17 protein-coding genes are annotated in these 20,656 nt (G+C 57.8%); 5 read left to right on the forward strand and 12 right to left on the reverse strand.

Annotated features, from left to right (window positions below; translation table 11 throughout):
• Positions 1 to 41: 41 nt before the first annotated feature.
• From ribBA to AC0L8N_RS02925, 6 genes are all read right to left on the reverse strand, one after another.
• Positions 42 to 1,148 carry a bifunctional 3,4-dihydroxy-2-butanone-4-phosphate synthase/GTP cyclohydrolase II gene (gene ribBA, locus AC0L8N_RS02900; RefSeq protein ID WP_473670005.1) on the reverse strand — a complete coding sequence of 369 codons (1,107 nt, stop codon included), beginning with the start codon at positions 1,146 to 1,148 and terminating at the stop codon, positions 42 to 44.
• A gap of 31 nt (positions 1,149 to 1,179) precedes the next feature.
• Entirely contained in the window at positions 1,180 to 1,815 is a 636-nt protein-coding gene (locus AC0L8N_RS02905) for a riboflavin synthase (protein WP_473666074.1), read from the reverse strand.
• A 4-nt stretch (positions 1,816 to 1,819) separates the two neighbouring features.
• Positions 1,820 to 2,938 carry a bifunctional diaminohydroxyphosphoribosylaminopyrimidine deaminase/5-amino-6-(5-phosphoribosylamino)uracil reductase RibD gene (gene ribD, locus AC0L8N_RS02910; RefSeq protein WP_473666075.1) on the reverse strand — a complete coding sequence of 373 codons (1,119 nt, stop codon included), beginning with the start codon at positions 2,936 to 2,938 and terminating at the stop codon, positions 1,820 to 1,822.
• Positions 2,939 to 2,956: 18 nt separating this feature from the next.
• Positions 2,957 to 3,478, reverse strand: a complete 522-nt coding sequence (gene nrdR / locus AC0L8N_RS02915; protein ID WP_473666076.1) for a transcriptional regulator NrdR — start codon at positions 3,476 to 3,478, stop codon at positions 2,957 to 2,959.
• 24 nt (positions 3,479 to 3,502) lie between these two features.
• The gene (glyA, locus tag AC0L8N_RS02920) at positions 3,503 to 4,756 is read right to left on the reverse strand and encodes a serine hydroxymethyltransferase (protein WP_473666077.1); all 1,254 of its coding nucleotides are present in this window, start codon (positions 4,754 to 4,756) and stop codon (positions 3,503 to 3,505) included.
• A gap of 123 nt (positions 4,757 to 4,879) precedes the next feature.
• Positions 4,880 to 5,833, reverse strand: a complete 954-nt coding sequence (locus AC0L8N_RS02925; protein ID WP_473666078.1) for an acetoin utilization protein AcuC — start codon at positions 5,831 to 5,833, stop codon at positions 4,880 to 4,882.
• An 85-nt stretch (positions 5,834 to 5,918) separates the two neighbouring features.
• Between AC0L8N_RS02925 and ettA the strand changes: the two genes are divergently transcribed.
• The 3 genes from ettA (at position 5,919) to AC0L8N_RS02940 (ending at position 9,080) form a co-directional block, all read left to right on the forward strand.
• The gene (gene ettA / locus AC0L8N_RS02930) at positions 5,919 to 7,592 is read left to right on the forward strand and encodes an energy-dependent translational throttle protein EttA (protein ID WP_473666079.1); all 1,674 of its coding nucleotides are present in this window, start codon (positions 5,919 to 5,921) and stop codon (positions 7,590 to 7,592) included.
• Positions 7,593 to 7,614: 22 nt separating this feature from the next.
• On the forward strand, positions 7,615 to 8,289 hold the full coding sequence (locus tag AC0L8N_RS02935) for a hypothetical protein (RefSeq protein ID WP_473666080.1): 675 nt from the start codon (positions 7,615 to 7,617) through the stop codon (positions 8,287 to 8,289).
• A 98-nt stretch (positions 8,290 to 8,387) separates the two neighbouring features.
• On the forward strand, positions 8,388 to 9,080 hold the full coding sequence (locus tag AC0L8N_RS02940) for a hypothetical protein (RefSeq protein WP_473666081.1): 693 nt from the start codon (positions 8,388 to 8,390) through the stop codon (positions 9,078 to 9,080).
• 26 nt (positions 9,081 to 9,106) lie between these two features.
• Here the strand turns inward: AC0L8N_RS02940 and purL are convergent, their stop codons facing one another.
• Positions 9,107 to 13,030 carry a phosphoribosylformylglycinamidine synthase gene (gene purL, locus AC0L8N_RS02945; RefSeq protein WP_473666082.1) on the reverse strand — a complete coding sequence of 1,308 codons (3,924 nt, stop codon included), beginning with the start codon at positions 13,028 to 13,030 and terminating at the stop codon, positions 9,107 to 9,109.
• Between the two features lie 93 nt (positions 13,031 to 13,123).
• Positions 13,124 to 13,456: a DUF1820 family protein gene (locus tag AC0L8N_RS02950; RefSeq protein ID WP_473666083.1), complete on the reverse strand. Its 333-nt coding sequence runs from the start codon at positions 13,454 to 13,456 to the stop codon at positions 13,124 to 13,126.
• A 260-nt stretch (positions 13,457 to 13,716) separates the two neighbouring features.
• Between AC0L8N_RS02950 and tagH the strand changes: the two genes are divergently transcribed.
• Entirely contained in the window at positions 13,717 to 14,904 is a 1,188-nt protein-coding gene (tagH, locus tag AC0L8N_RS02955) for a type VI secretion system-associated FHA domain protein TagH (RefSeq protein ID WP_473666084.1), read from the forward strand.
• A 72-nt stretch (positions 14,905 to 14,976) separates the two neighbouring features.
• Here the strand turns inward: tagH and acs are convergent, their stop codons facing one another.
• From acs to AC0L8N_RS02970, 3 genes are read right to left on the reverse strand one after another with little or no spacing between them, the layout of a single operon-like run.
• Entirely contained in the window at positions 14,977 to 16,926 is a 1,950-nt protein-coding gene (acs, locus tag AC0L8N_RS02960; protein WP_473666085.1) for an acetate--CoA ligase, read from the reverse strand.
• A gap of 35 nt (positions 16,927 to 16,961) precedes the next feature.
• Positions 16,962 to 17,828, reverse strand: a complete 867-nt coding sequence (locus tag AC0L8N_RS02965) for an HpcH/HpaI aldolase/citrate lyase family protein (RefSeq protein ID WP_473666086.1) — start codon at positions 17,826 to 17,828, stop codon at positions 16,962 to 16,964.
• Positions 17,828 to 18,277 carry a MaoC family dehydratase gene (locus tag AC0L8N_RS02970; RefSeq protein ID WP_473666087.1) on the reverse strand — a complete coding sequence of 150 codons (450 nt, stop codon included), beginning with the start codon at positions 18,275 to 18,277 and terminating at the stop codon, positions 17,828 to 17,830. Before AC0L8N_RS02970 ends, AC0L8N_RS02965 begins: the two co-directional genes overlap by 1 nt.
• A gap of 577 nt (positions 18,278 to 18,854) precedes the next feature.
• Here AC0L8N_RS02970 and AC0L8N_RS02975 point away from each other — a divergent pair.
• Positions 18,855 to 19,292, forward strand: a complete 438-nt coding sequence (locus AC0L8N_RS02975; protein ID WP_473666088.1) for a CoA-binding protein — start codon at positions 18,855 to 18,857, stop codon at positions 19,290 to 19,292.
• Between the two features lie 41 nt (positions 19,293 to 19,333).
• Here the strand turns inward: AC0L8N_RS02975 and AC0L8N_RS02980 are convergent, their stop codons facing one another.
• Entirely contained in the window at positions 19,334 to 20,644 is a 1,311-nt protein-coding gene (locus AC0L8N_RS02980; RefSeq protein ID WP_473666089.1) for a D-amino acid dehydrogenase, read from the reverse strand.
• Positions 20,645 to 20,656 lie beyond the last annotated feature (12 nt).

Here is a 20,656-nt window from a genome sequence, read left to right on the forward strand (position 1 = left end):
CGTGTTGGCCTGAGCCAATACGGCGACCAGCCACAATCCTTCTATTTTTCTACGTACTCAGTGATCTCGAGGTCGAAACCTGAAATCGCCTGCATTTGTTTTGGCGCTGACAGAACACGCATGCGGTTCACGCCCAGGTCGCGCAGAATCTGCGCGCCCACACCATAGGTGCGCAGCACGGCTTCACCTGTGCGCTTCCTGCGCAACTCATCATCCGGCTTGGCCAGTTCGCTGACCGTTTCCATCAATTCGCGAGATGATTCCTGCTCGCGCAACACGATGACCACGCCGGCGGGTTCCTTTGCGATACGTTCGATAGCGTCGTTGACCGGCCAGCCGAGACGCGGATTGACCACTCCCAGCACATCGCCCAGCGTGTCCTGTATCTGCACACGCACAAGCGGATCGCTGCTCTGACTCAGGTCGCCTTTGACCAATGCCAGGTGCACGGTGCGATTTACGCGGTCATCGTAACAGTACAATTTGAAATCACCGTGTGCCGTGGTCACGTTTTGCTCGGCAATCCGGTCAATGAACTGCTCTTTTTCAAGTCGGTAACGGATTAGGTCGGCAATGGTGCCAATTTTCACGTTGTGCTGACGCGCAAATGTCTCGAGATCCGGACGTCGCGCCATGCTGCCGTCTTCGTTCAGAATTTCCACTATGGCGGCCGCCGGCGCCAGCCCCGCAAGTCGAGCCAGATCGCAGCCGGCTTCGGTATGCCCGGCACGGGTCAACACGCCGCCGGGCTGCGCCATGACAGGAAAGATATGGCCAGGCTGACGCAAGTCTTCCGCTTTCGCCCCGGCGGCAACTGCGGCCCGTACGGTGCGAGCGCGATCGTGCGCGGAGATGCCGGTGGTAATACCTTCCGCCGCTTCAATAGAGATCGTGAAGTTGGTTGCGTGATGCAGGTCAGTGTCGTCCACCATCAATGGCAGACGTAATTGCTTGCAGCGCTCACGGGTCAACGTGAGGCAAATGAGGCCGCGACCGTAGCGCGCCATGTAGTTGATGTCTTCCGGCCGCACTTTTTCGGCAGCCATCAGGAGGTCGCCTTCGTTCTCGCGGTTTTCGTCATCCACCATGATGACCATCTTGCCGTCGCGAATATCAGCAATGATCTCGTCAATTGGTGAAAACGATATGCCGGCCGCTGCCGGGTGCGGAGTTGTGTTGTCAGCCATAGCCATGTGCCTTCAAAAACTCTTCGGAAATGTTGCCGTCAGTGCCCAGTAGACGCTCGAGATAACGCGCCATCATGTCCACTTCGATGTTTACCGTCGAACCGACGCGATAATCACCAATAATGGTCTCATCTATGGTGTGTGGAATGATAGTTACCGTGAACAATTCACCGCTGACGGAGTTGACCGTCAGGCTGACGCCATCAACGGCTACCGAGCCTTTTTGCGCAATATAGCGTCCAAGCTCCGGGGGTACCGCCACCTCGAAGCGCACGGCCCGCGCGTCGTTCGTGCGCGAATGAATCCTGCCAATACCGTCCACGTGCCCGCTGACCATGTGGCCGCCCAGTCGCTCGCCCAGGGCCAGTGCTGGCTCCAGGTTAACCCGGCTGCCACGCTGCAGCGCTGACAAGGTGGTCACCTTCAGCGTTTCATTCGATACGTCGGCCGCAAAGCCGTCAGAATCCAGCGTGACCGCCGTGAGGCAAACACCGTTGACCGCGATGCTGTCGCCGAGCGCGTACTCCTGCCACGGCAGGCCGGGCGCATTGACCCGCAGGCGCAGGTCGCCGCCACGTGGCTGCAGATCCGCAATCTGGCCAATGGCCTTGATGATGCCGGTAAACATTCAGTCAGCTTCCAGTGTGTGTCATTGGCCGGGCTGCCGGTACAGCCGTAATGCGTAAATCGGTACCGACTACCCGCCGATCAGTAACCCGGAGGGGCAAACGGTCCAGTAGTTTCGTCCAGTTTGGCGTTGCAACCAGACCTTTGGTTTGGCTCCCCATGATATGGGCCGCCTGATAGATAACAAGTTCATCCACCAGATTGGCCATCAACAAGCTGCCAGCCAGGGTTGGACCGGCCTCGACCAGCAAGTCGTTCACTTGCCGTTCCGCCAGCTCCTCCATCACCGCCTGCAATGACGGTTTTTGGTCGATTGCGACGACTTTCACAATTTCCGCATTCGTTGCAGCGAAGCGTTCGCTGTCGCTATCGTCAATGCAAAACACGAGAGTCGCCGTGTCGTCTTGCAGCATCCGGGCCCGGTGATCGCTGGTCAGGCGGCTATCAAGCAGCGCGCGCAATGGCTGCCGCCCGCCGGGGAATTGATCTCGCACATTGAGCAGCGGGTCGTCTGCCTTAACGGTTCCGCCCCCCGTCAATACGGCACCCGACAATGCGCGCAGTCGTTGCACATCATGACGCGCCGCCGCACCGGTGATCCACTGACTTTCCCCATTCGACATGGCCGTCGCGCCATCCAGGCTGGACGCCATTTTCAAACGCACGAAGGGGCGCAGGCGTTCAATGCGCGACAAAAAGCCGCGGTTCAAAGCACTTGCCGCGTCCTGCATCAAACCCACGTCTACCGTCACACCCGCGGCACGCAATTTCGCAAAACCCTGGCCGGCAACCGCCGAAAAAGGATCTTGCAAGGTCGCTACTACCCGGCTTACGCCGGCTGCAATCAACGCGTCAGTACACGGCCCGGTGCGCCCGGTGTGTGCGCACGGCTCCAGCGTCACGTACGCAGTAGCACCGCGCGCCCGACCGGCTGCGGCCAGCAACGCTGCCGCTTCAGCGTGCGGTCCACCGGCTACCTCATGCCAGCCTTCACCGACGATCTCGTCGCCAACCGCCAGTACACAACCAACCATGGGATTGGGGCGGGCTGTATATTCGCCACGCCGCGCGAGCTGCAAGGCACGCGCCATGCAACGGTAATCCTGTTGTGTGAAATCAGCCATGACAATGGTCGCTATGGATCAGCGCCTTTTCGGAGTTTCCGGCAGCTCCGGCAACAATGACATTTGCTCGCGGGCCGCGGTTGCGTCTGAAATCTCCTGCAAGCGTCGAATTTCTTCCTGGAATTCTGTCACGTCCTGAAAACTCCGGTAGACAGACGCAAACCGAACGTAAGCAACTTCATCCAGCTCGCGCAGTTCTTCCATGACGAGTTCGCCCACCAGCCGTGACGGCACCTCCCGTTCACCCATGGTCCGCAAACGATGCACGAGGCGGCCCACAGCCTGTTCGAAGTTATCAGAAGGTACCGGCCGCTTTTCCAGCGCACGGTGCATACTGCTGCGCATTTTCTCTTCGTCGAATGGCTCGCGACGACCGTCGGATTTCGCCAGCCGTGGCATGACAAGTTCCGCACTCTCAAACGTAGTGAAACGCTCGTTACAATCGAGGCACTGGCGCCGTCGCCGAATCTGACGACCGTCCGCAGCCAGTCGCGAATCTATCACCTTGGTCTCTTCGTGGCTGCAGAACGGACAGTACATGGCGCCTCAAGTGGAAGTGCTGATTCAGCCGTAAACCGGGAAACGCTTGCAAAGTTCGAGCACCTGCCCGCGCACACGATCGATCGTCGCGTCATTGCCAATATCGTCCAGCACATCGGCAATCCAGTTGCTGAGCTCGCGGGTTTCATCAGCGCCGAAGCCACGCGTGGTGATTGCCGGCGTACCCAGCCGCAAGCCGCTGGTAACAAACGGCGAGCGCGGGTCATTCGGAACGGTGTTCTTGTTGACAGTGATATTGGCGCGACCCAGCGCGGCATCCGCGTCTTTACCAGTGATGTCCTGCTTGATCAGACTGACCAGCATCAGGTGGTTGTCAGTACCGCCCGAAATGATCTCGTAGCCGCGCTCGGTCAGCGTTGCTGCCATGGTCCGTGCGTTATCGATAACCTGTTGCTGGTAGGTCTTAAAGTCGTCACCCATTGCTTCCAGCAACGCGACAGCTTTGCCGGCAATCACGTGCATCAACGGGCCACCCTGCGTGCCCGGAAAAACCAGCGAGTTGAATTTCTTGGTGATCTCGTCATTGCGCTTCGCGAGAATCAGGCCACCGCGTGGACCGCGCAGCGTCTTGTGGGTCGTTGTAGTTACAACATCGGCTAGCGGCACCGGATTCGGGTACAGACCCGCCGCAACCAGACCGGCGACGTGTGCCATATCGACCATCAGCCAGGCACCAACGCTATCCGCGATATCGCGAAAGCGCTGCCAGTCCATCACGCGCGAATAGGCGGAAAAGCCGGCGATGATCATCTTCGGCTTGTGTTCTTTGGCAAGTGCCTCGACCTGATCGTAATCCACCAGGCCTGTTTCAGCGACAACGCCGTATTGCACTGCATTGAACAATTTACCGGAATAATTAACCGGCGAGCCATGTGTCAGGTGACCACCGTCGGACAAGCTCATGCCCAGTATCGTGTCACCGGCGTTGAGCAGCGCCAGGCAAACCGCCGCGTTCGCTTGCGAGCCGGAATGCGGCTGCACGTTCGCGTAGTCAGCGCCGAACAGGGTCTTCGCCCGGTCGATCGCCAGCTGCTCCGCAACATCAACGTATTCACAACCACCGTAATAGCGCTTGCCAGGGTAACCTTCCGCGTATTTATTCGTCAGCACCGAGCCTTGCGCTTCCATCACCCTCGGGCTGGTGTAATTTTCCGAGGCTATCAGTTCAATGTGCTCTTCCTGTCGGCGAGCTTCAGCAACGATGGCGGCGTACAGATCAGCATCAAATTCCTCGATTGAGGCGGTCTCAACGAACATACAACGGATCTCCAGTAGAGCGAGCGGCAGAAACAATCACCGCGAGCCCGGCTATAGCGGCTGGGCCGACGGAAAAGAGCCGCAATTGTACACAATCCTTGCCCCCCGCCGGGCGCTGTTATGCTATTCCGTCTCGACCATCGCCTTGACCACCGCCGTCCAGGCTCGGCCCAGATTGCTGCGGTTATAGCCACCGCCGCCGGTGGCCAGCAAGCGGCCACTGGCATAACGATCAGCAATGCCACACAGGTCCGCTGTTGCTCGCCGATGCACGGCTTCGGTAAACCGAAGGTGAGTGATCGGGTCACCATCCAGCCCATCAGCACCGGCTTGCAAGATAATGAATTCCGGCTGAGTCTCGTGCAGCAGTGCTACGACCCGTTCCCAGGCCGTCAGAAATTCTTCGTCGCCAGCATTCATTGGCAGTGGGATATTGAGTTTGCGGCCGTCTGCCTCGCCTTTACCCGTTTCACAGGCCGCGCCGGTGCCGGGGTACAGGAAGCGGCCATCCTCATGGGTATCGGCAAATATTAGCTCCGGGTCGTCCTCGAAGCCGTAGTAAACGCCATCACCATGATGCGCATCGATATCCACGTAGGCAATACGATGGATGCCGTGGTCTCGCCGCAGGTACTCGATCGCTACGCCGCAATCATTGAAAACACAGAAACCGGCCGCCCCCAATCGTGACGCATGATGCAAGCCGGCTATAGGCACGAAAGCCCGGTTCGTTTCGCCAGCCATGATCGCGTCAGTCGCGGCGAGCGTCGTGCCAACGACGGTGAGTGCTGCTTCGTAAATCCCGGGCACCGCCGGCGTGTCACCGTGATCCAGATAGCCACTTCCCTGTTCGGACATCCGCTCGACCTGCCGAATGTATGCGTCGCTGTGAAACAACGCCAGTAGCTCAGGATTTGCCGACTCAGGCGTCGCGAAATGGACGCGACTGCCAAGTTGAGCTGCCGCCAACGCCCTGTGAAAGACATCATGGCGATCTGTACCGAATGGGTGATCGCTGCCAAATCCGTACGCGGCGAGCGACTGGCCTTTGTACACGTACACGGGCTTAGTACTCACGTGGCAGGCACTCATTCATGTCGGGTGTTTTCTATTGCTGCCGCTTACCGGATAATGCGGCAACTTTGTTTTCTGAAGAAATGGCATGGCGCAGTATATATACACAATGAACCGGGTGGCCAAAGTTGTGCCACCGAAACGTTTTATCATTCGTGATATCTCTCTCAGCTTTTACCCGGGAGCCAAGATCGGCGTACTCGGCCTGAACGGCTCCGGCAAATCCACCTTGCTGCGCATCATGGCGGGTATCGACAAAGAGTTTGAAGGCGAAGCCCGGCCGCAGCCCGGCATCAACATCGGCTACCTGCCGCAGGAACCGGAGCTCGACCCGTCAAAAGACGTGCGCGGCAACGTCGAAGAAGGAGTTGGGGAAGCAAAAGCGCTGCTCGACCGCTTTAACGAGATCAGCATGAAGTTTGCCGAACCGATGGGCGACGACGAGATGAACTCGCTGCTTGAAGAACAGGGCAAGCTGCAGGACCAGATTGAAGCGGCCGGCGGCTGGGAACTGGATCGAAAACTCGACGTCGCGGCCGATGCATTGCGTCTGCCACCGTGGGACGCCGACGTCACCACGTTGTCCGGCGGCGAGCGCCGTCGCGTCGCGCTGTGCCGCTTGCTGCTGTCCGAGCCAGACATGCTGTTGCTGGACGAGCCAACCAACCACCTGGACGCAGAATCGGTTGCCTGGCTTGAGCGCTTCCTCGAAGAATACCCCGGCACTGTCATTGCCGTGACCCATGATCGATACTTCCTGGACAATGTCGCCGGCTGGATACTTGAACTCGATCGGGGACATGGCATTCCCTGGGAAGGCAACTACTCATCCTGGCTGGAACAAAAAGAACAGCGACTCGCCAATGAAGAAGCTGGCGAAAAAGCCCGCCGCAAGGCCATGCAGTCCGAACTTGAATGGGTCCGCTCCAACCCTAAAGGCCGACAGGCCAAATCGAAAGCGCGTATGCGCCAGTTTGCCGAGTTGTCCTCCAGCAACTATCAACAACGCAATGAGACCAACGAAATCTACATTCCGCCGGGGCCGCGACTGGGTGACGTCGTCATAGACGCCGACAACGTACGCAAGGCGTTTGGTGAGAAACTGCTGATGGACGGTCTGAGTTTTTCACTGCCTGCGGGCGGTATTGCGGGCATTATCGGCCCGAACGGTGCCGGCAAGACAACGCTGTTTCGCATGATTGCCGGCACGCAGGAAGTGGATTCCGGCTCCATCCGCATTGGCGACAGCGTCACCGTCGCCAGCGTCGACCAGTCTCGTGACAGCCTCGACGACAACAAGACTGTCTGGGAAGAAATTTCCGAAGGTCAGGACATCATCCAGGTTGGCAAATACGAAACGCCGTCGCGAGCGTACGTCGGCCGATTCAATTTTCGAGGCGGCGATCAGCAAAAGAAGATTGGCTTGCTATCCGGCGGTGAACGCAATCGAGTACACCTCGCCAAGATGCTGAAGGCTGGCGGCAACCTGTTGTTGCTCGATGAACCGACCAATGATCTGGATGTAGAAACCTTGCGAGCGCTGGAAGAAGCCTTATTGGAATTCCCCGGCTCGGCAATCGTTATTTCGCATGATCGCTGGTTCCTTGATCGTATTGCCACGCACATACTCGCGTTCGAAGGTGACAGTCAGGTAACGTGGTACACAGGCAACTACACAGAGTACGAAGAAGATCGCAAGAAACGTCTCGGCTCTGACGCGGCACAACCGCACCGAATCAAATACCGTCGACTCGATACCTGATTAATCGGCGGCAGGAGACGCCATGAATGCCCTGCTCGCAACAACCGCTGTATCCACCTTGTTGGCGCTGTTGTTCTTTGGGCGAACGGTACGTTGCACGCGCCATGGTCGCTTCCTGCGCGCGGGCAGCTCCTGCGTAAGCTGCCTGCTTTCTGCGTCCATAGCTGCAGCGGCAATCTTGCTGACCTTCAGCTATTACAGCTATGAACGACTGACGGCCGAACAGATTATTTCGAGTATTGAGTTTCGGGCGACCGGGCCGGATACCTATCAGGCCCGGCTGTTGATACGAGGCGAGCAAGACCGCCTGTTTGAACTTCGGGGGGACGAATGGCAGATCGACGCGCGACTGATTAACTGGAAGCCGCCCGTTACCATTTTCGGCCTGGATCCGATTTATCGCCTCGAACGCCTCAGCGGTCGTTACACGGAAATTGACCGTGAGCGCAATGATCGCCGAACCGTGCATCAACTGTCAGACGAGAATCCGGCCGACTTGTGGCAACTCGCAAGGCGTTACCCCTTGCTACTCCCCGGTGTTGATGCCTACTACGGCACTGCCACTTACGTGCCGATGGCCGACGGCGCCCGCTATGACATCAGCCTGAGCCGGGATGCCTTGATCGCTCGCCCTGCCAATGCCGCGGCAGAACGATCGCTCGGTCGCTGGAGCGCACCGAAACAAACAGGCACTTGAGCGGATTATGTCCAAATGCTTGTCAGTAGAAGGCTGAACTGCCGCTATACTGAAGCCACTGCCGCGGCCCAGCCGGCGGCGCAAGCAGAATAAAAGCAATGAGCATAACCCTTGCGCGTGATCGTGGACTGCTACAGCAGTCCAGCGAACAGTTCGGACTTGAATGCCCCTACTGCAACGTGTACTCGCACATGTCGCCACAGTCTGTGCCCAACGTCGCCACCTTGCTGATCGAAAAGCCCAAACACGTGGGCCTCGTTTACCGCTGTGATGCCTGCAATGCACCGGTATTTCTCCGCTTCGCGGTGAAAGAGTACAACGACGACGATGTCGAATTGTTTCAGAACTTCGTCGAACTTGAGCGCCCGAAAGAGCGCTTTCCGTTTTCGTATTTGCCCAAACAAACAGAGGTCCTGTTTCGCGAAGCACTGTCTTGCTATACACACAACAACTTTAATGCGTTCGCCTCGATGTGCCGACGCGCCGGTGCCAGCGCATTCGAGACAATGGGCAAGGACGGCAAACTGCGGGCATTCGACGAAGTGATGGAAGCACAACGTATCGCCGAGATCGACGACGATTCGTTCGCCCCGATAAAGAAAACACTGTTCGCCGCCAGTTCGGAAGAAGAACTGCCGTTGTTAAACCGCGCTCAGGCCGGGGTATTGCTGGAAGTCATGAAAGACATGTTCTACCAGTGCTTCGTCAGACGCGGAAAACTCACACGCGCGATCAAAGTACGTCGGTTCTTTGTTCAGGAAAGTAACGGCGGTACTCTGGGGCCCACCTGATCCGGCGAACGACGCGACAATCGTCGTTATCCGAGCGTGCGCCTTGCCGTACGGAACATTCGCAACCACGGTCCGTCTTCGCCCCACTCTGCCGGGTGCCACGAATGCTGCACCGTACGAGCAACGCGTTCCGGGTGCGGCATCATGATCGTGACGCGCCCATCGGAATTGGAAAACCCGCAAACACCGCCCTCCGACCCATTGGGATTGGATGGATAGCGCTCAGCCGGAACGCCGTAGTTATCGACGTAACGCAGTGCTATATGCGGTCGTGCCGCGTGTTGCTGTGCCTGATCGGCAAACACCGCCCGACCTTCACCGTGGGACGTCACTATCGGCAGACGACTGCCTCGCATGTCCTGCAAGAACAATGACGAAGACTCACCGACCTCAACAAGATTCAGCCGCGCCTCGAACTGCTCGGAACGATTACCGAGGAAGAGAGGCCAATGTGCACTACCGGGGATGAGCTCGCGCAAATGCGACAGCATTTGACAGCCGTTGCAAACACCCAGTGCAAACGAATCTGTTCGCGCAAAAAATTCCGCAAACTGCTCGCGCAACACGGGCTGGTAAAGAATTGAACGTGCCCAGCCGCCACCTGCGCCGAGCACATCGCCGAACGAGAAGCCACCGCAAGCGACAGCCCCGTGGTAGTTGGCCAGGTTATCGCGGCCTTCCAGCAGGTCGCTCATGTGAACGTCAACGGCAACGAAACCCGCACGCAGAAACGCTGCGGCCATCTCGCCCTGACTATTGACGCCCTGTTCACGCAAGACAGCCACGCGCGGCTTGTTACCGCCGACAAATGGCGCTGCTACGTCGTCATTCGGGTCAAACGTCAGCTTCACGTTCAAGCCGGGATCGTCGCGGTCCAGCAAGCGATCGTATTCTTCGCGTGCGGTGTCCGGATTGTCGCGCAGCGCCTGCATGCGAAAACTGGTTTCAGACCAGGTCCGGTGCAGTTCAACCCGGTCTATGCGCAGCACGACTTCGTCATCAGCATAAATGGTCAGTTGCTGATCAGCCTCTACGCAACCAACGTCGACCCACGCAACACCGTGCCGTTCCAGTATCGCCATGACCTCGGCCAGCTTGCTGTCGGCGATTTGCAGGACAGCACCGAGCTCTTCGCTAAACAGTTGTCGCAAACGGTCCTGCTCAGAGCCGGGCAAATTCAGTGCAGCACCAAGGTGACCTGCGAACATCATTTCGCAGACTGCCGCTAACAGACCACCGTCTGAACGATCGTGGTAGGCCAGTATCAGGTCTTCCTCATTCAGCTGCTGTACTGCGGCGAAAAAGTTCTTAAGCAAAGACGGATGATCAAGATCGGGCGTTGCACCGCCGTGTCGGGTAAATACTTGTGCCAGACAGGAGCCGCCGAGGCGGTTCGCACCGTCGCCAAGGTCGAGCAGTAACAGACGACTTGGCTCATCGATGTCACGAAGTTGAGGTGTCAGCTGGCGCCGGATGTCGCCCACAGGCGCAAACGCGGTCACAATCAGTGAGACCGGCGCTACGACTTCGTGACTGCCATTTTCATCGTCCCACGCCGCCCGCATGGACAAGGAGTCCTTGCCGACCGGAATGGCTATGCCCAGCTCACGGCACAGTTCGTGACCGACGGCTTTTACGGTATCGAAAAGCCTTGCGTCCTCGCCCGGGTGTCCGGCAGCCGCCATCCAGTTTGCCGACAAGCGGATGTCTGAAATTTTGCCGATCGACGCTGCTGCAATGTTACAAACTGCTTCGCCGACGGCCATGCGCCCGGACGCCGGCGCGTTGAGTGAAGCCAGCGGAGTACGCTCACCCATGGCCATCGCCTCACCGGTCGTACTGTTAAAGCCGCTTGCCGTTATCGCAACATCGCTGACAGGAACCTGCCAAGGCCCAATCAGCTGGTCTCGTGCGCTAAGCCCTCCAACGGTTCTGTCCCCGATATGAATCAGGAACGACTTGTCAGCAACCGCAGGGAAGCGCAGCACACGGTCAATTGCGTCACGCAGCTCGATACCGTCGATATCCAGCGGGGCATCGAGCTCTGGCAGGTGTACAACGTCGCGCGTCATCTGCGGCGCTTTGCCAAGTAACATTTCCATGGGCATGTCGACTACGCTTTCGTCGAACTCGCTGTCGATAACCAGCAACCGCCCGTCGTCCGTCAGCTCGCCTATGTCTGCCATCAGGCAGCGTTCGCGCTCACACAATGCCGCAAATTCGCTCATGCGTTGTTCAGCGACAATCAGCACGTAGCGTTCTTGCGCCTCGTTGCACCAGATTGCCATCGGCGACAAGCCGGGCTCAGCATTTGGAATCTTGCGCAAGTCTATCCGCGCGCCGTGTTTGCTGTGATCGACAGCCTCCGGTACCGCGTTCGACAAACCGCCCGCGCCAACATCGTGAATCAGCAGTAACGGATTGTTGCTGCCCATCGACCAGCAGCGATCAATTACTTCCTGGGCTCGCCGTTGCATTTCCGGATTGCCGCGCTGGACTGAGGCGTAATCCAGGTCTTCCGAACTGGTACCGCTGGCGACACTCGATGCCGCACCACCGCCCAGACCAATCAGCATCGCCGGCCCGCCAATGACGACAACCCTCGCGCCGACCGGAACATCAATCTTCACCGCATGTTCGGCACGAACATTACCCAGCCCGCCGGCGATCATGATGGGTTTGTGGTAGCCATGCCGTTCGTACTCGGACATGCCCGGCATACGGGTTTCGTAGGTGCGGAAGTAACCCGCCAGATTCGGACGACCAAATTCGTTATTGAAGGCCGCACCACCAATCGGTCCTTCGAGCATGATCTGCAGGGGCGTCGCCATGCGCTCCGGGTGCGCGACGTCATCTTCCCACGGTTGTGAGTAACCGGGAATTCGCAAATGGGATACGCTGAATCCTGTCAGCCCGGCTTTGGGTTTGGCACCCAGACCGGTCGCACCTTCATCACGAATTTCGCCACCCGAACCCGTCGCGGCGCCCGGAAACGGTGAGATAGCTGTCGGGTGGTTGTGCGTTTCGACTTTCATGAGTACGTGAATGTCTTCGTCACAAAGAACGTACTCGCGGCTCGCGGGATCCGCCAGTAATCGCTGGCCGCGCCAGCCCTCTATGACGGCTGCATTGTCTGAATAGGCGGACAGAACGCCGGCAGGCGTACGTTCGGTCGTGCTGCGAATCATGTCGAACAGCTGTTCGCTACGTTCAGCACCGTCGATTACCCAGCTCGCCCGAAAAATCTTGTGCCTGCAATGCTCCGAGTTTGCCTGCGCAAACATCATCAGCTCGGCGTCGCTCGGTTCGCGATTGAGGCGCGTGTAGTTTTCATACAGGTAATCGATCTCGTCGTCGGACAGCGCAAGGCCCAGGTCAGTGTTTGCTGTCACCAACGCGGCGCGACCGTCGCTGGCTATTGGCACAGTGCCTCTGCGCCCCGGTTGACCAGCAACAAACAAAGCCGCCGCGTCATCCGCGGACAACAACAGGCCCTCGGTCATGCGATCGAGCAAAGCGATTCCCGCCTGCCGCACAGAATCAGCGGATAGCGGCGAGTTCGATTGCAGTGCGTAAGTCACACCGCGTTCTATGCGCTCGATGGCATCCATGCCGCAAGCTGTCGCAATGTCGGTTGCCTTGCTCGACCACGGCGATATCGTGCCCGCGCGCGGCGCAACGATCAGTGACTGTGCGTTGGCTGGCAACTCACCCAGCGGTTCGTCCGCCAGTAGCAATGCCTCCAGCCTGGATCTTTCGTTTGTGTCGAGCTCGCGGTGCAGGTTGACGAAGTAGCAGTAGCGAGAGGCCAGCGCCGTGACCGCAGGTACTCGCTCACGAACGGCTGCCAACGCTTTACGCAGACGGAAGTCGGACAGCGCTCTCTGGCCAGGCAACTGGAGCAGGCACTTGCCGCTCTCTGCCGCTGTATCAAACGGTATTGTTGCCAAACTGACTGGACTCTTGAAGTAGCGCGAAAGGAAGGTTGGCGATGATACCGGAGCGACCCGTATCGAACCAGTGACAGGAACTTACGGCTGTACCTAGCGCTTGTCGCCGCCTGGCGTGTAAACCGGCAACGGAAATTGCGCGACGTTGCTGCCCTCAAGTTTCGACACCTTGCTGGTGCCCTGTTTGTCCACCTCGTCAATGCGAATGATCGAGTGCATTGGCAAATAGGTTGATTTCACGCCGGCAAATTCCGACTTGATCTTTTCCTGACCCGGATCAACGACGACGGAGCTGCGCTCGTCGAAGGTCAGCTCAGAGACTTCCACAAAGCCGAATAACGCACCGTGCGCCACGCTGCGGGCGTAGATCTCAAAGACCTGCCCCTGATTCATGAACACTATCTTGAAAATTCTCTTTTTAGACATTGACTTAGGCCACACCCGGTAAATCTAGAGGACACACTTCCGGCGCTAGTGTACGCATATTCTAGCCGCTTGCCTGCCCACTTTCCCCGTCGCAAGCCAGGTCCGCCCCGACAACAGGGCTCCGTCCGCCGCCGGTTCCGCTCCGTTTTGTGTGAACTGCTCGGCAGCGCACATCGCCAGCTGTCGGCAGAATGTGCCGATATCGAGCACTGTGGCCGAATAACGCCTTTCGGACCTCACAACTGGGATCAACGCGAACGATGCCGTTACAACTCAAAATCACCAGTGAACACCAACGCCTGATGGCCGGCGACGCCGTACGACAGTTTAACGAAACTGGCGGGACGATAGGCCGTGGCCTGCAAAGCGACTGGATACTGCCGGATAACGATCGCTTCGTATCCAGCCGCCACGCTGCCATCGACTACCAGAACGGTGCCTATTACGTAGCAGATATCAGCACAAACGGGTTGTTCGTCAACGACTCCGATGAACCACTCGGTAAAGGCAATCCACGCCGCCTGTTCAACGGCGATCGTCTGCGTATGGGCGAGTTCGAGATGCTGGTTAGCATTGACGAAGGCGAGAGTCTCGTACTCGCGATGGAACCTGACCAACAGGTTGTTGCCGAGCACATAGACCAACTCGTACCCGAAGAGCCTATGCGTACGGGCATTCAACTGCTCGACGAAGAAGAAATTACCGGCGACGACGCATTCAAGTCGGCGCTCTTTGGCACCACACGCATGGAACGGGAACGTCCACGCGTAACTGCGTCACCAGCAAAACCTGCTGCAAGGAAAAAACCCGCCGCTGAAAAGGCAGTCGCAGATGACGATTTGTTCGCAGCATTCTTGCAAGGCGCCGGAATCGATAAAGACGATATACATGCTTCAATGGACCCGCGGGATATCATGCGCAACGCTGGTCAGGTCTTGCGCGAGTTTGTAAGTGGTACTTCGGAGTTGCTGGATAGTCGCGCGAACCTTAAGAGCATGTTCCGCCTCGACCAGACAACTGTGCTACCGCGGCACAACAATCCGTTGAAACTGGCCGAGAACTGCAACGACTCCGTGAAGCAATTGCTGGTCGGCAAAGAAGGCGAGTACCTTGGCCCGATCGACAGCGTTAAGGAAGTCTGCCGCGATCTGAAGTTCCACCAGGATGCCGTTATTGAGGCGATGGTGACTTCGTTCAAAGAATTTTCGGATCGCTTTGACCCGGACGAACTACAGGACAATTTTGATCGCACTCTTGGTCGCAAACCGCTGCTCGGCACGTTCGGCAAACCGAAGTATTGGCAGCTCTATTGCGAGCTCTACCCCATCATCACCAAGAGTGGCAGCGGGCCATTCCCGCAACACATCGCCGAAGAGTTTGTACGTTCGTATGAAAAGCACATCGGCGAGTACAAGCGCGTTGATCGCAAGGACGGCAAGGCCGCCTGATCGCGACCTCCAAGCAACGATAGCAGCGCACGAAGTCGTCGTGCACCGCTAACGGCGGCGCTAACCCGCAGGTCAGTCTGAGTGGCGATTCATCCGATTATCAATAAGGTCCTGCACAACCCCAGGATCCGCGAGCGTGGACGTGTCTCCGAGGTTGCCAAACTCGTCCTCTGCCACCTTGCGCAGAATGCGGCGCATGATTTTTCCAGAACGGGTCTTGGGCAGCGACGGCGCCCACTGTATAAGGTCGGGCGCTGCAATCGGTCCGATTTCCTTGCGTACCCATTTCACCAGCTCTGATCTCAGGTCATCACTGGAGGCGACGCCGTCCATTAGAGTGACGTAGGCGTATATACCCTGACCTTTGATGTCGTGTGGATAGCCGACGACTGCCGCCTCAGCAACCTTAGGGTGAGAAACGAGAGCGCTTTCAACTTCCGCAGTACCCATACGATGCCCTGACACATTCAGAACATCATCCACTCGTCCTGTGATCCAGTAGTCTCCGTCTGCATCGCGGCGCGCGCCGTCTCCGGTGAAATAGCGGCCAGGGAACGTCGAGAAGTAGGTATCGACAAACCGCTGATGATCGCCATACACGGTGCGCATCTGACCCGGCCAGGAATCATTGATGACGAGGTTACCCGCTGCGGCGCCTTCGAGTTCGGTACCTTCACTATCGACGATGGCCGGTTGAATGCCGAACAACGGTCGGGTCGCCGAACCAGGTTTTAGCGCCGTGGCACCCGGCAACGGACTGATCAGGATGCCGCCTGTCTCTGTCTGCCACCAGGTATCAACGATCGGGCAGCGCTCGTCGCCAACGACGTGGTAGTACCACTCCCAGGCTTCCGGGTTTATGGGCTCACCCACTGAGCCGAGCAAGCGCAGCGATGCCCGCGTAGTTTTCTTAACCGGCGCGTCGCCTTCACGCATCAATGCACGAATCGCCGTGGGCGCGGTATAACAAATGTTGACCTGGTGTTTGTCGCACACTTCCCAAAAGCGCGACGCACTGGGGTAATTCGGTACGCCTTCAAACATCAGCGTGATTGCCCCGTTGGCCAGCGGTCCGTAGACGATGTAACTATGTCCCGTGACCCAGCCAACGTCCGCCGTACACCAGTACACATCGCCAGGTTTGTAGTCGAACACGTACTTGTGAGTAAGTGCTACGTAGACCAGATAACCACCGGTGGTGTGCAGCACGCCTTTCGGCTTGCCCGTTGAGCCTGACGTATAAAGAATAAACAACGGGTCTTCAGCCGACATTTCCTCGCAGGGGCAGTCATCGTCGACTTCTGATTCCAGTTCGTGCAACCAATTGTCGCGATCGGCATCCCACTCGACATCCGCACCGGTATTACGAACAACCAGCACTTTCTCAAGGGTCGTAACGCTCTCGTGCGCTGCAGCAGCGTCAACGCTTGCTTTCAACGGTATTTTCTTGGCACCTCGCAGACCCTCGTCCGCGGTAATCACGATGTTCGATTCGCAATCGTGTATTCGGCCTGCCAATGCCTCCGGCGAAAAGCCACCGAATACAACCGAATGCACAGCGCCTATCCGGGCGCAGGCCAGCATTGCGACTGCCGCTTCCGGAATCATCGGCATATACAGCGTTATACGGTCGCCCTTCTTCGCGCCGAGTTTTTTCAGGGCATTGGCGAACCGGCAAACCCGTTTGTGCAACTCGCCGTAAGTGATTTTCAGGTCGCGTTGTGGATCGTCGCCTTCCCAAATTATGGCTACGTCGTCAGCTTTCGTTGCGAGATGACGATCGACACAGTTGTAACAAGCGTTCAATGTGCCATCTTCGTACCAGCGAATGTGCACGTCGTCGCGTGCGAACGAGACGTCCTTGACCTTGCTGAAAGGCTTTATCCAGTCAACGATTGTGGCTTGTTTTTTCCAGAAGCCTTCGTTGTCCGTAACGGAATCCCGATACATTGCCTCATACCCTGCCTTGTCCAGCAACGTACTGGCGGCAACTTCAGCTTTGACATCGTAAATCGTACTCATCTCTAGTTCCGTTTATGTTCGTTTCACAAAGAGTATCAGTCGAGCTTGCTCGCGACCCGCAGCAGACGCTCGGCCTGAAGCAAGTGCGGCCTGTCCAGCATCTCGCCGTCAAGACCCAGCACGCCGGCATCCGGGGACGCGGCAAACAATGCCACGATGCGCTTCGCTCGCTCGATGTCTTCACGGCTCGGCGTAAACGCTGAATTGATCGTGGTCACTTGCGCGGGATGAATCGCCAACATGCTGCTGAAGCCGTCACGGCGAGCGGCGGCGGCATAAGCGGCAAGCGCGGACTCATCACGAAAATTGGTAAACACGGTATCGACTGCGTCGATGCCTGCGGCTGCAGCCGCAAACAGGCACAAACTCCGCGCCAGCTCGTACGGTGCCAACCAATGCCCGTTTTCGTCACGATTCCGAGTTGCACCGAGCGCTGCACTGAGATCCTCGGCACCCCAACTCATAGCGGCGAGTCTATCGCTGGTCCCTGCGTATTCATGCAAACGAAACAACGCCTCCGGCCGTTCGGTGACCAGCGGCATTATTCTCGTCTGCCCCATCGGTATGCCGTGCTCTGCTTCGAAGCCGTTGAGCAATTCATCCAATCGAGCTATGTCTGACGCACCGTTCGCTTTCGGCAACACGATGCCGCACGGCGCTGCAGGGAATGCCGCGCGTAAGTCGAGCAACGCATCTTCGGTATCCAGCGGGTTGATTCGCAGCCACAATTCCGGCACCGCACCTTCGGCAAGAAACTCACCAACCAATCGACGCGCGGCAGGACGCTCGGCAATCGCGACAGAATCTTCAAGATCGACGATCAACGCATCAGCGCTGCTGTCACGTGCCTTAGCGAGCTTGCGCTCGCTGTCGCCCGGCACAAAAAGGTAGCTGCGGTTCACTACGGCTTCCGCAACATCAGCGCAGAACGTTTGCAGACTCCAACCAGCTCATCCTGCTGATTGAAAGCGCGATGCTCGAACACGACAATGCCATTGTTCGGGCGTGATTTGCTTTCCCGCAATTCAAGCACTTCGGTTTGAATATGGATGGTGTCGCCATGAAACAGCGGCTTCGGAAATTTGACGTCATCCCAGCCAAGATTCGCGACCGTCGTACCCAGCGTCGTGTCATTGACGGAGATGCCCACCATGAATGACAGGGTCAAACAGCTATTGACCAGCGGCCGACCGAACTCCGTGGCCTTGCAGAATTCTGCATCGATGTGCAGTGGCTGCGGATTATGCGTCAGCGCGCTGAACCAGACGTTGTCTGCTTCAGTAATCGTTCGGCGGATCGGGTGCTCGAAAACCCGACCAACCTCAAACTCTTCAAAATACAATCCCGGCATAGTATCGACCCCGGTAACCTGTTGTTAATTCAGGGCCCTGCATGATAGTAGCCTTTACCCGCGTTGCAAACGGCAGCAGCTGGCACGGCGGCCCAGTTCATCGCCTGGCTCAAAAAATCGACAGCGCCAGCTGGCCTGAATTCAGGCGTTTTGCAGCTGGATTCGCGTCGCAAGCCGGTCGGCATGACGGCCACTTCTGCCTCTTGTCGGCCTTTATCGTCCCGGTTCCACAGCGTCCCGCTCGTACTTTGCGCGCGACTGTGCAGTGCGTATTACGCTCGCTGACAATGGTTGTCGGGCGCGGTAAAAGGGGTACTACCCGCCTCATTCGTCGACGGCCGCGGCCGGTTCACGGTGTTCGGTCAGACGAACCGCATGACAGGACGAGCAAGGTCTGCGTTTACTGACAGTACCCGCGCAATGACCTTTGCCTGCGCTCGCCCCTCACTTACAACATTTCCTGAATGGCGAAGTAGCGCTGCGATATTGGTAACATAGACGCAGCCTTCGATTGCCCGCCTGCATTGGTGGTGCAAAAAAGCGCGAGGCGCGTTTCAATTCCCGTCAGGAAAAACTTATGAGCAGCGCACAGGAAGAATACAACGACAACGATCTTCGACGAATACTCGATGACACCGACACGATTGCCATGCTCGGTGCCAGCCCGCGCGGCAATCGCGACAGCCATCGCGTCATGCGCTATCTGCAACAAAAGGGCTACCGGGTCATTCCGGTAAACCCGACGCTGGAATCTGATCAAACCATCCTTGGTGAGCGCGTCTATGCAGCCCTTGCCGATATTCCCGACGAATTCCAGATGGTTGATGTTTTTCGCCGATCTGACGCGGTAGCCGAAATCGTCGACGAGATACTGGCATTGTCAAAGCCGCCGGCGTTCCTATGGTTGCAACTGGGTGTCAGCGACGTATACGCCGCGAGGAAGGCAGAGGATGCGGGTATAGAAGTGATCATGGACCGGTGTTTGAAAATTGAGCACGGTCGGTTGTTCGGCTGAGCAAGCCCGGCCGAACAACACCGTCCTGACCACTCAGCAACTCAGGCGGGTGTCGGACTCCATTCACGCGGTCGGCGATAAGACCGGCGTCGATAACGATCAAGACCCAGATCGTCAGAACGAATAGCTGGCCGTTTGCCAACAACAATATCCGACAGCAACTTTGCTGAACCGCAGGCCATCGTCCAGCCCAGCGTGCCATGACCGGTGTTCAGGTATACGCCGGGAACAGCCGTCGCGCCGATAACGGGAGTTGAATCGGGCGTCATTGGCCGCAGTCCGGTCCAGAACTCGCCCTGCGAAAAATCGCCGCAGCCGGGAAACAAGTCGTCCAGCACCATTTCCAGTGTTTCCCGCCGGCGCGGGTTCAATTGCATGCCGTAGCCTGCAAGCTCCGCCATACCGCCTACGCGCACACGGTTATTAAAACGGGTCACAGCAACCTTGTAAGTCTCATCCAGCACCGTTGAGACCGGCGCGGCATCAGCGTCCAGCAGCGGCACCGTCAGTGAATAGCCTTTGACCGGATAAACCGGAAGATCAAGTCCAACGCTTTTCGCAATGCTTCGCGACTGACTGCCCAATGCGATGACGTAACGGTCTGCATCGAGCTGCTCTTCCTGACCATCGATACTGACCCGCACACCTTTCACCTGACCGTCGTCGATCTGTAACCGGTCTATGTCGACACCGAACTTGAAATCGACTCCAGCAGCCCGGGCCTGCTCGGCAAGTTGAGTCGTGAAGCTATGGCAATCGCCGGTCTCGTCATTGGGCAAGCGCAAGCCACCGGCCAGCTTCTGCCCTGCCCGGCTCAACGCCGGTTCAGCAACCCCGAGCTTGTCGCCCTCCAGCAATTCGTACGCAATGCCACAGGCTTCCAGCACATCGATATCACGCACGGCCGCTTCGAACTGCGCTTCGCTGCGGAACAATTGTGTGAGCCCGCGACTACGCTGTTCGTAGTCCAGCCCCAGTGTCTCCCGCAGCTCGATCAGGCAATCGCGACTGAAGGCCGACACACGCAACATACGTTCCTTGTTCACTGCGTAGCGATCCGCATTGCAGTTCAACAGCATTTGCAACATCCACTGCAGCTGGAACAACGACCCGTCCGGGCGTATGGACAACGGCGCGTGCCGCTGCATGAGCCATTTCACTGCTTTCAGCGGAATACAGGGCGCCGCCCACGGCGTCGAATAGCCCGGCGATACCTGGCCCGCGTTAGCGAAGCTGGCACCCATGCCAGCCGCCGGTTTGCGATCAAGCACGGTCACTCGTGCGCCTTGTTCCGCTAAGTACCACGCGGTGGTCGTGCCGATAACACCGCTGCCAAGTACGATTACATGCATGTCGGGCAATCC

The sequence above is a fragment of the Woeseia sp. D3-10 genome, from assembly GCF_055809415.1.

Excerpts from the sequence above, each read along its gene's own strand:
- AC0L8N_RS02905 (WP_473666074.1), bottom strand. The coding sequence starts at position 1,815 with ATGTTTACCGGCATCATCAAGGCCATTGGCCAGATTGCGGATCTGCAG.
- ribD (WP_473666075.1), bottom strand. The coding sequence starts at position 2,938 with ATGGCTGATTTCACACAACAGGATTACCGTTGCATGGCGCGTGCCTTG.
- nrdR (WP_473666076.1), bottom strand. The coding sequence starts at position 3,478 with ATGTACTGTCCGTTCTGCAGCCACGAAGAGACCAAGGTGATAGATTCG.
- glyA (WP_473666077.1), bottom strand. The coding sequence starts at position 4,756 with ATGTTCGTTGAGACCGCCTCAATCGAGGAATTTGATGCTGATCTGTAC.
- ettA (WP_473666079.1), top strand. The coding sequence starts at position 5,919 with ATGGCGCAGTATATATACACAATGAACCGGGTGGCCAAAGTTGTGCCA.
- AC0L8N_RS02935 (WP_473666080.1), top strand. The coding sequence starts at position 7,615 with ATGAATGCCCTGCTCGCAACAACCGCTGTATCCACCTTGTTGGCGCTG.
- AC0L8N_RS02940 (WP_473666081.1), top strand. The coding sequence starts at position 8,388 with ATGAGCATAACCCTTGCGCGTGATCGTGGACTGCTACAGCAGTCCAGC.
- AC0L8N_RS02950 (WP_473666083.1), bottom strand. The coding sequence starts at position 13,456 with ATGTCTAAAAAGAGAATTTTCAAGATAGTGTTCATGAATCAGGGGCAG.
- tagH (WP_473666084.1), top strand. The coding sequence starts at position 13,717 with ATGCCGTTACAACTCAAAATCACCAGTGAACACCAACGCCTGATGGCC.
- acs (WP_473666085.1), bottom strand. The coding sequence starts at position 16,926 with ATGAGTACGATTTACGATGTCAAAGCTGAAGTTGCCGCCAGTACGTTG.
- AC0L8N_RS02970 (WP_473666087.1), bottom strand. The coding sequence starts at position 18,277 with ATGCCGGGATTGTATTTTGAAGAGTTTGAGGTTGGTCGGGTTTTCGAG.
- AC0L8N_RS02975 (WP_473666088.1), top strand. The coding sequence starts at position 18,855 with ATGAGCAGCGCACAGGAAGAATACAACGACAACGATCTTCGACGAATA.
- AC0L8N_RS02980 (WP_473666089.1), bottom strand. The coding sequence starts at position 20,644 with ATGCATGTAATCGTACTTGGCAGCGGTGTTATCGGCACGACCACCGCG.